Below are 12,333 nucleotides of genomic sequence, written 5' to 3'. Positions count from 1 at the left end.
ATGAATACAGTAGATAAAAAGAAGATAATAGATGGGGTAAATGATCTAGATAAATATGCTGAAAATGTTCTATTTTCCTTTTTTCAACCTTATTTTGAATCATTTGATGCCAATCGTTGGTATTCGAAACAAGTTTTGTTTGATACAATTGGTGTTTTGCCAAAATATAATCGCTTAATTGATTCATTTTTATTGATAATTAATGGAATTAACGATTTTCAATTTCAAGATGGAAAATTTAAGATTTTACGACTTCCTTCTCAGGAAGAGCTATCATCTTCGCTTGGCATTCTTAGGGATAACTTACTAACTCATTCAGTTAGTTTTGGATCCAATGTTGAGCTTTTAGATCATTGTATTTTATCATATAATAAAATTTTACGAGGAGAAATAAGATATGATGAAATGCTTTTCTCTGAGAAAGATTTAGAAATAGAAGGAAAAATTTATAGTGAGAATATCGCAGCAGTTTTTTTTAATGAATTTTTAGCAAATACAGTTTCTAAAATTGTTGATAGATTATCGACAAACAAAAATATTTCTCCGATTCGTATATTGGAAATTGGTGCAGGAACAGGTAGAACTAGTATAGAAGTACTAAAAGTTTTTGCAAAATCGGGTACGAAGGTAGAGTACATCTATACTGACGCTTCAGCGCGATTTGTTAATTTTGGACAAGAAAAATTTAGAAAAGCAAATCCGTTTATGGATTTCCGTGTTCTAGATATTCAAAAAGATCCTTCAGAATATAAAGAGCTAGCTAAAAGTTGCGATATAGTTTTCGCAAGTAACGCTATTCATGGAACTTCTGTGATTACAAAATCTTTATCTAATCTTAATTTTTTATTAAAAGATAATGGCATTCTTATTCTTAACGAAAAAACTGAAGTGAGCCCTTTTTTAATGATGACATCTGGGTTGGCAGATAGTTGGTGGTCTTATAAGGATGATCTTAGATTGCCAGGTTCTCCTCTTCTTTCGAAAGAAAGTTGGAGAATAGTTATGGCGCAACAAGGGTTTGGTTATTCGAAAGGATATGCTTTAAATAAGGAGTTCCAAAGTATTATTGTTGGTGAAAAACATCATAGTACTCATGAATTATCGAATGTTTCGAGCAATGAGAAATCTAAATCTGAATATCTTGATATTCAACATGATTTGATTAAATTAATTGCTAATCTTCTGATGGTTGACGAACAAAATATTGATTCATCACAGAGTTTTGCTGACTATGGGATGGATTCTCTAATTGGAGTTTCTTTTATTGATCAAATAAATGAACTATTCGATATCAACCTTAAAGTAACTCTTGTTTATCAATATCCAGATATAGATTCCTTGAGCCAATATATAGCCGACCATGTGATAATAACAAGGAATCCAATTTTTACGGGTACTTCCGAGGAGCATACACCAGTCTCCAATTTTTCAATGTCGCAAACATCATTTGAAATTAAACAAAAAAATGAATTGAGCGAGTTTAATGATAAAAAGGAAATAGAGCCAATTGCAATTATCGGTATGTCTGGTAGATTTCCAGGTGCGAAAAATCTGCAGCAGTATTGGGATAATCTCATTGAAGAAAAAATAGAATTTTCAACTGAGGTTGAACACTGGGATAAAGAAGATATAAAGGAATATGGATGTGATCAAGACGAAATGTTGAAGCGAGGAGCCTTTCTCTCTGATATAGATTTATTTGATGCCTTATTCTTTGAGATTTCTCCACTTGAAGCTCGTTATATGGATCCGCAGCAAAGGTTATTCCTTGAAGAATCATACAAGGCAATTGAAGATGCAGGCTATAGAGCAGGTTCATTGAAGGGGACTAATTGTGGTGTATATGTAGGAGCAGGATTGAGTGATTATGACTATTCCTCTCCAAATTCGATCTCCCATACAAGCTTAACAGGAAACATATCATCCATATTGGCAGCAAGAATTTCCTATTTTCTTGATCTAAAAGGGCCAAGTATATCCATAGATACTGCCTGCTCTTCATCTCTGGCTGCCGTAAATATGGCATGCGATAGTTTGAGAAATGGTTCCATAGATATGGCTCTTGCCGGAGGTATTTCTTTATTTCTAACTCCACGATTTCATAGCTTGGCAGGTAAAACTGGAATGCTATCAAAAACAGGTCTTTGCAAGCCATTTGATAATGATGCAAATGGTATTGTTCCTGGCGAAGCTGTAGGAATAGTAATGTTGAAACGTCTGAGTGATGCTATTAGAGATAAGGACAATATTTATGCAGTAATAAAAGGAAATGGACTGAATCAAGACGGTAAAAGTAACGGTATCACTGCACCGAATCCTGTAGCTCAACAAGAATTACAAGAGTCCATTTATCGCCGTTTTGATATTGATCCTTCCAAAATATCCTATGTTGAAACTCATGGGACAGGCACCGAATTAGGAGACCCTATTGAAATAACTGCATTAACGGACAGTTTCAGGAGTTATACCTCTCAAGATAAATTTTGTGCTATTTCATCTGTGAAAGGAAATATAGGACATACATTACAAGCTGCGGGTATTAGTTCTCTAATAAAATTGGTGTTAGCCTTTAAACATAAAGTAATTCCGGCTATTGCAAATTTCAGTACTGAAAACAGTCACATTAAATTTGAAAACAGTCCTTTTTATCTTGTAAAGAACAAGGAGCCATGGGTTGCTGAAAATGGGATAAGAATGGCTGCTATAAATGCATTTGGAATGAGTGGGACTAATTGTCATATGGTATTGGAAGAGTATAATAATTTTTCTTCTGAGCAATTAGAAGAGGCTTCATTAATTACTTTTTCTGGTAAGGATAAACGAGCTTTACTGCAGAAAATTACTGAATTTAAAACTTGGTTTGGAACCCATAAAGACAAGGTCAATCTTAATGACATTATTTTTACCCAAAATATTGGGAGAGATCACTTTAAACATAGGGCATTAGTTGTGTTTAAAGGGAAAGAGGATTTACTCGAAAAATTGATATCAGAAGAAATTACATACAATTCGGATAGTCTTGTAGTTTCACAAGAGCAGCAACAAGGCAATTGGTTATCAACTGTAGAATCGAAATTAGAAACTAGTAAGGATGATTTAGCTAACGGGATAGCCTTTCATTATTTAAATGGTGAAAATATTCGATGGGAAAATTTTTACTCTAATGATTTTGGTAAAAGAATAAGTCTTCCAACATATCCATTTCAAGGAGATCGTTATTGGGTCAAAGAAAAACAACCATCTATCAATAACGATGGATTTACTCAGAGAAAGTTTTCTATCCATGATAAATTTGTTGCCCAACATATTATTCATGGTGTATTTGTCGTGCCTGGAGTAGCTATTATAGAGTTTGTAAGAGAGGCTTATATTGCTAGGTTTTCAAAGAGTGAATACAATTGGAAGGATATTTTTTATATTGAACCAATAGTTATTGATGGTAAATACGGACATTCAGCAGTGCGATTCACGGAATTAGACAATAATGTAGTTCAATTTGAAGTTGTTTCCTTTGTTAATGATATAGCTCATCCAAACGCGAAGGGGATAATTTCTTCACAAGTTGAAAATTGGGATGAAACAATAATTCTTAAAAGTATCAAATCCAATGCAAATCGTACTATAGAAAATCAAAACATATATAAATTCTGGGAGAGAAACGGAATTAGTTTTGGTCCATCTTTCAGATTAATTAATACAATGTATGTCAGCGACGACTCTGCTTTAGCATCGATTGAAAGTGGAGACCAAGACCAAGACGATAAATATTTTTATTCTCCTTTTAAGTTAGATGCATGCTTTCAAACGATCATGGGAATATTTGATGCAGGAGATTCTCAAGGAGATTTGTTTGTTCCTGTAAGTTTTGATTTATTACAACTGCCCGATAAATTACCGAATAATTTCTTTGCGTATGCAACTAAATCCAACGATAAGTATGATGTTATTTTGTTTGATATTAATGGTTGTTCTATAGGAAGAATAGTAGGAATAAATGCAGGGCGATTAACCACAAAGCAACTTAGTGCTGATTCTCGATTGATAACAATTGAAAATAATTGGGTAATTAATAATTATTCAGATAATCTATCAGTACTAAAAGACGACGAAACTGTTCTTGTTTGCAGTCAAAATACTGCACATCATGACAGTATAGAATTGTGGTTGACTTCACATTTTCCTAAAGTTAAATTGATAAAATTAGCGAAAGGAATGCATTTTGAACAAAACGGGAATACTTTTTCGGTTAATCTAATGGACGAAAGTAGTATTACTATGTTATTTGAAAAATTGGGTCAAAATATTCCCGATTACATGATTTGGATTTCTGAAGATGGTAAGAGCGCCTCAAATGAAATGTGGCAAAATGCTTATGAGATACTTGATCGTGAGATTATAAGTTTTCATCATTTATTGCAGGTTTGGTATAAGTTTAAAAAGGGTTCGAAACGTGTACTTACTGTTTTCGAGTCAGGGGCTCTTTATAGACCTTTTTATGAAATGTATTCAGGATATAACCGAACTATAAGGCAGGAAAATCCAAATACGATTTGTAGTACATTACAAATGGAGGGAAATTTGTCGGACCATATATCTGAATTGTTTCAGGAACTAAAACAAGCAGATTTTGAAAGTAAGCTTAATGTCGATGGAAGATCGATCAATGAATATCTTGTAAAGAATATAATTGATCCAATAGATGAGACTAATACGATTAGAAAAAAAGGCGTTTATCTTGTTTGTGGAGGATTAGGAGGTATAGGTATTAAACTGTGTCAGTATTTGTTGAAGGAATATGATGCAAAATTAATCGTGGCGGGAAGATCATCTCTAGAAAATATTCAAGGGAAATTGACTGATTTAGGTCTTTCTTTTGAAGATTATGTGTGTTGTGATTTTACTAATATGAATGAAGTTGAACATTTGTATTATAATATTAAAAGTCGTTTTACGATTTTAAATGGAGTCTTCTTTTTACCAGGCATCATTCAAGACGAGTACTTATACCTAAAATCTACTGCCAATTTTAGAAATGTAGTTTCCACTAAAGTTAATGGTGTCTTAAATGTAGACCATGTTACACGTTTTGAACCTCTTGATTTCTTTTGTGCATTTTCATCTCTTTCATCCCTATATGGAAATGAAGGACAGGGAGATTATTCATGTGCAAATAGTTTTCTTAATTCGTTTGCTAATCATCGCAATAACTTTAAGAAAACAGGTGGTCGTTATGGAAAAACATTAGCATTGGCATGGCCTTTATGGAATGATGGCATGCAAGTTGGAAACGATATGAAGGATCATTTTTTGTCTAAAACAGGAATGCAGCCATTAGAAACTGACGAAGGATTTTCTGTAATGGAAACACTTCTTTCTCAAAAGGAAGGAATGGTTGGGATATTTAAAGGGAATATAAATCACTTTAATAAGATTCCGAAAACAAAGATCGATAGATCTTCTTCTATAAATATAGAATTAAATTCTGATCGCTTATTTGAAGAACGTGCTTTGAAATTAATTAGTTCGATTTTTTCTGAAGCGGTGGGACTTAATGTTTCTCAAATTGATACGGAAGCAAATTTCGAAATGTTTGGCTTAAACTCTCTTATTGTAGCGACTTTAAATGAAGCTTTTGAATTAAAATTTGGCTCTCTATCAAGAACCTTGTTCTTCGAATATTTTAATTTAACTGAATTAACAAACTATTTTATAGAAAATCATCAAAACAAACTGGAACAATTGTTGTCACAAGCTCAGGATAACAAAACGATTGAGAAGGAAAACCATAGGAATTCTGAATTAGATCCTAATGGTCAAGCTAAAGATTCTCAATTAAATTATTTAAGGGATCCGATAGCCATTGTTGGAATGAGCGGTAAATATGCTGGAGCAAATGATCTTGATGATTTTTGGAGCCAGCTAAGTAATGGAGGAAATATGGTTCATGACTCTGTTCCTGAAACATGGAAGTTATCAGGATTAAAGGACATGAATGTTTCCAATAAAGGTGGTTTTATAAATGAACATTTTCATTTTGATCCATTGTATTTTAATATTTCACCACGTGAAGCAAGTTTAATGGATCCTCAAGAGCGTTTGTTCTTAATGGAATGTCATAAAGCTATTGAAGCTGCTGGGTATTCTGCAGAAAGCATTAAATATTCTAATAAAGGTGAAAATCAAGTTGGAGTTTTTGCAGGAGTAATGTGGGGGAGTTATTCTTTTTTTGGAGTTGAAGAAGCTCTTAAAGGGGATAACACTTTTCCTCTGTCAACTTATTATGCAGTAGCGAATCGAGTATCTTCAAGTTTAAATTTTAATGGGCCATCTATTGCTTTCGATACAGCTTGTTCTTCGTCACTTACAGCATTACATTATGCTTGTCAAAGTATCTTGATAGGAGAATGTGATGTTGCTTTGGCAGGGGGAGTTAATTTGGCGTTACACCCAATAAATCATATAGTATTAAAAGAACGAGGTTTTCTATCACCAAATGGAAGATGTAATAGTTTCGGTGAGGGAGGTGAAGGATATGTTCCGAGTGAAGGAGTTGGTGTTGTTGTTTTAAAAAGATTATCTCAGGCTACATCCGATGGTGACAGTATTTATGGCGTAATCAGGGCGAGTGGTATAAATCACGGTGGTAAAACTACTGGTTATACAGTTCCGAATCCCACAAAACAAGGCACCCTTATTCGCAATGTTATTGAGAAATCTGGAATTGATCCTGCTGCCTTAGGGTATATTGAAGCACACGGAACAGGTACATCCTTAGGAGATCCAATTGAAATAAATGGGCTTCGACGCGCTCTTGAAGGGTATAATTTACCAAATCAAAAATGTGCTATTGGTTCAGTAAAATCAAATCTAGGTCATTTAGAAGCAGCCTCTGGAATGGCGGGCCTAATGAAAGTTATTCTTCAAATTAAGAATCAGATGCTTGTGCCTTCAATTCATGCAGAAAGGATCAATCCGGGAATTAATTTTGAAGAGTCAGAGTTTTATTTAAATCAAAAGTTACAGCCGTGGTTACGAAATGAGGATTCGCAAGGTAACAATTATCCATTAACAGCAGGATTAAGTTCATTTGGTGCAGGAGGAAGTAATGCTCATATAATTATTGAAGAATATATCGAAAAAAACAAAAATGTTTCAGATTCCAGCCATCAAGAAAATGGTTCAGTTGCCTGGATAATTTCTGCAGAAGATGAAAAACAGCTGATCGAAAAAGTTCAGAGTTTATTGAATCATGTCGAGCGAAATTCCTTTTCATTGGAGCAAATTGCTTATACACTTCAAACGGGAAGAAAGAATCTTGCTGCAAGAATTGGATTTATTGGTTCAAATAGAGATGATTTAATTATTCAACTTATCGAATTTATAGAGAAAAGAGGGGAAAGTTCAATTATTGAGCAATCAATTAATAAAGGACAATATTTGGAAGGACTTGAACAAGGTGATCTCAAATGTCTTATTGCTTATTGGACTCAAGGGAATAAAGTAGATTGGAAAAGCTTATATTCTATTCCACCTCAGAGAGTATCTTTACCTGTTCATCCTTTTAAACTTAAGAAATATTGGTTTTCAGATATCGAAACTCCCAATGAATCTAAAAGAGAAAAAGAGTTGAGTAAATTGAATCACTTGTTTAGAAAAAATTGGTGGACAAAAGAATTAGATTTCAATAGTAAAAGAGATGTAAGTGGGACTACTCTTGTTGTATTGACTGAAAATCAATATAATAATGAATTTGATTTAGTTGAAAATCAATTTGAAAATTTTCTCTTTGTAATTCTTGGTTTTGAAAATTTAATCTTAAGTGTGGGTAAAGCAATAGTCATAGATATACAAAATTTTGACCATCAATTTTTTAAAAATGTTGTTAATTCAATTCAAAATACAGAACATCTTATAGATCTTTCTAATCTAGAAACAGAGGAAACTGTTAGTGATTATGATGGGGCAATGTGTAAATTCCAATTGTTCCAGATACTAGTAAGAGAAAATAGATTAAAAGGTATGAAACTCCATTATTTCACTAGAGAATTGCTAATTTGTGAAGTAAGTTTATCTCATGTTCGAGGCGCTATGCTGATTGGAACTGTTAAGGCAATAGGAGCTGAATATAAGAAAATTGAGTCAAAAGTAATTGATATATCCACTTCTTCATGTACTGAAGCAATTAATATTGCTAAGTCAGAATTTCATTCAAATGATGGTTACACAGAAATCTGTTATCGAAATGGAACTAGATTAATTTCTGGTTTTGAAAAAGTTCCCTTAAAGTCAGAAATAAAACGACATGAAATTGAAATTAGTAGCGAATATTTCTATATTATAACTGGAGGAACTAGTGGTATAGGGTTATCTCTGGTTAAATATTTGATAGAAAAAGGAGCGAGAAAAATACTGCTAACAGGAACAGGTGCTTTACCTGAAGTTCAGCAGTGGTCACGAATTATGAATTCCCCGGATAAATATCCAGATGAAATTATAAAAAAGATTTCTTTATTATTAGATTATCAGAGTAAAAATGTAGAATTTGAAGTTTACAATGGTTCTTTAGTGGATACTCACCGATTTGGAAATGTTCTTGATAAGTTAAGTTTGAGGTGGGGAACATTGGGTGGATGTATGCATTGTGCTGGAAAGGCAAATTATGATGAACCCGCATTTATAAATAAAACAATTGGTAAAGTTATTGAGGTTTTTGAACCAAAGGTAAGTGGATTAATTAACCTCGACCGTTTGTTGGCACCTTTGAAACCTAAATTCGTAGTGTTGTTCTCGTCTTCTTCGGTTATTCCTGTACTGGGAGTGGGGGCATCAGAATATGCAGGAGCTAATGAATTTATGGATTACTTTGTTAAATCAAAGCAAAATGCAAATGGAACACGTTATTTATCAGTTAATTGGACTTCATGGAGAGCCTCGGGAAGTGGAGCGATTAAAGGAGAATTCTACTATAAATTTGGATTCCAAGCTTTTGATAATGACACTGGATTTGATTTACTTGAAAAAGCGATGTCCAGTTCAGAAGCTGTTGTATTTGCCGCAGAAATGGAAAACATATTGATACCGGCAGATAAATGGCTTACAGTACAACCATTTTCAAAAATTGAAATAGAATTGGTTAATTCACAGTCAGTTTCAAAAGATGAAAGGATTTATGACAAGATTAAAATGAAATATCTTGTTTCTATTGTTGCTGAGATACTAGAAGTTCAGGAAAGCGATATTGATATTAGTGTGCCTCTGGAGGAATTAGGAATTGATTTAATTAGCAGAGAAGTTATTATCAAATCTTTGATTGAATACAGTTATGATAATTTTGAGCTCGAAAGTTCTCTGACTTTATCATCTTCAATTATCGATAACTGCAAGATGACAATTTCCTCAAAAGTTATTAAAGATAATTATTGGAAGGATGAAATTAGTCAGAAAAGGAAGTTTGAAGATGCAGTAACGAAAATTCTAAAAGACACTTTAAATCTAGATGATGAGCAAATAGATTTCGATAGAAATTTTGCAGATTACGGAGTAGACTCTATTTTATTGGCGGAAATGGTGTCTAAAATAGAAGCGCTGGTAAAACATCCAATCGATCCATCCATTTTGCTCGATAATGATACACTAAGTCAGCTTATTGGCTATTTGTCAGCAGAGTTTTTGCATAAAATAAAAAGTATAACAGATTCAGAATCAAACAATATAAATGATGTGGAACTTTTAGTAAGTGAATCCGAAATTGCATCAATGGATATTAAAGATTTTGGAGAAGCCATTGAATCATATGCCTTTGAATTGTTAAAAAAGGCATTTTATCAACTGGACAATAGATTTGGGGAAAGTGGATCAATGAGTAAGAATGATTTCCAATCAAGATTGGGAATCAAGTCAGTTTTTAATCCATTATTTGATGCTTTTTTAGATATTCTCGAAAAGAAAGACGTAATAAAAATGGATGAGAACATTATTACATTTTTTAAATCAGAAATTTCGACAGATAACTATCTGGAAAGAACAAAACTTAAGTTAAAAAGTGCTAGTGTTTTAATGGAACCCCATATTAATTTTGTGACCCGCTGTATTTCGGCTTATCCTAAGATTTTGAAAGGAGAAATAGACCCAGTTGCTGTTGTGTTTCAGAGTGGCGACCTATTGGAATTGCAGAAAGTATATTCAGAGGATCCGCAACTTAAAGAATTGAATGGTCAAATTGGTAACTCAATAAGCGGATACATTCAACAAAAAAAGGGAGACGATGCAATTAGAATTTTGGAAATTGGAGCAGGTACAGGAAGTACAAGTTATCCTGTATTGGAACAATTAAAATCAGTTGATAAAACTATTGAATATTATTTTACGGATGTTTCATTATCATTTCTTAAGAATGCTGAGAGAAAACTTCAAAAAGAATTTCCGAATGTCATTTATAAAATATTTGATGTTGAAAGTTCAGGATTAAAACAAGGATTGGACTACGAAATGTTTGATATTGTAATTGCGTCAAATGTTTTACATGCTACTACTAGCATAACCAATACTCTTGGAAATGTAAATGAATTATTAATGCCAGGAGGGCGATTTTATGTTTTGGAATTAGTAAAGTATAGCAGCTTGTCAACCTATACGTTTGGTTTGCTGGAGGGCTGGTGGAAATTTGAAGATAATCAAAAAAGAATAGAGCACTCACCATTGATTAATATAGAAAATTGGAAAATATTTATTCAGAAAGCAGGAATGGAATTCTCAAAATTATATCCAGAAGTGATGGATATGGAAGGATATTTTGATTATCGAGTATTTATCTCTTCTAAACCGAAAATGAAGAAAGATTTTTTAAACGAGGAAAATTTAAATTCTGAGGATAATAAAATAGCTGTCGTTGGTCTGTCATGTAAATTTGCTTCAGCTAACAATCAGCAGGAATTTTGGGAAAGTTTAATTAATAATGAAAGTTTAATTTCTGAAGTTTTGCCGGAACGATGGGAAAAAGAAAAGTGGTATTCTGAAGTTAGTCAATCTGATAAAAGTGATAGTTGCTGGGGGGGCTTTATCAATGGCGTTGAATATTTCGATAATCATTATTTTAATATGTCTGAGGAATTAGCCAGAGAAGTAGATCCAGCGGCCCGTTTAATATTAGAACAATGTACAGAAGCTTTAAGTGATAGTGGGTATACAGCAGACGAAATAAGTAAACGCAATATTGGAGTATTTATAGGAGCAAGAAAATCAAGTTACAAACCTGACAAGATATCTGCCAATACGATTATTGGGTTGGGACAGAATATGATAGCTGCGCATGTAGCACATTTTTTTAATTTAAAAGGACCAGCTTTGGTAGTAGATACTGCTTGTTCATCTTCACTAGTTAGTTTACATCTTGCAGTACAGAGTATTTCCACAGGTGAATGTGATTGGGCAATTGCTGGTGGAGTAGATTTATTACTTGATGAAACTCCATACCTGCTTTTAAGCAAGGCGAATGTCATATCTAAATCTGATAAATCATATGCTTTTGATAAACGGGCAAACGGATTTGTTCCAGGAGAAGGAGCTGGTTGTGTAATTCTTAAAAAAATGTCTGATGCAATTAAAGATGGTGATAACATTTATGCAGTAATCGATGGTACTGCCACCAATAATGATGGTAAGACGATGGGAATAACAACACCAAATCACGTAGCCCAAACAGATGTCATTAAAACGGCAATGGCCAAGAATAACCTGAAGGGGATTGATATAAATCATATAGAAGCGCATGGCACTGGTACAAGTATAGGAGATCCAATAGAATTAAAATCTTTAACATATGCTTTTGAAACAGAAAAACGACAATTTTGCGGAGTGAGTACAGTAAAAACTAATATTGGGCATTTGTTATGTGGAGCTGGAATTGCAAGTTTTATAAAAATGTCTTTATGTCTTAAGAATCAGAAATGGGTGCCTACACTCAATGCAGAATTTCCTAATCCTAGATTCGATTTTGAAAATTCTCCCTTCTATATTCAGCAAAAAGTTCAGTCATGGAATTCAAATGATACACCAGTGCAAAGGGCTGGTATAAGTTCATTTGGCTTTGGAGGGACAAACGCTCATGTAATTATTTCAGAATTTAGAGATAAAGATCATTTAAATTATAATAAGGTTAGAACATCTTTATCTCCACCAAAATGGGATAAAAAAAGGCTTTGGTATGATTTTATTGATAAATATTCTGTCATAGAAGAGATTGAACCTGCAAACATTATTACTGAACCTGAAGTTGAAGAAATTAATATGGAAAGTTTTTTTAGTATAAAAGAATTAATTAACGATTTGAAATAG

Annotated in this window: 1 protein-coding gene; it reads left to right on the top strand. The window is 33.2% G+C overall.

Annotated elements, in window-relative coordinates:
* The gene (locus GKZ86_RS20055) at positions 1–12,333 is read left to right on the top strand and encodes an SDR family NAD(P)-dependent oxidoreductase (RefSeq protein WP_154784835.1); all 12,333 of its coding nucleotides are present in this window, start codon (positions 1–3) and stop codon (positions 12,331–12,333) included.

It is taken from the genome of Flavobacterium sp. LC2016-13, assembly GCF_009707955.1.
In the GTDB taxonomy this organism is placed as follows: Bacteria; Bacteroidota; Bacteroidia; order Flavobacteriales; family Flavobacteriaceae; genus Flavobacterium.
This window is presented reverse-complemented; position numbering and strand designations above follow the sequence as displayed.

Coding starts and splice junctions, on each gene's coding strand:
- GKZ86_RS20055 (WP_154784835.1), top strand. CDS start 1: ATGAATACAGTAGATAAAAAGAAGATAATAGATGGGGTAAATGATCTA.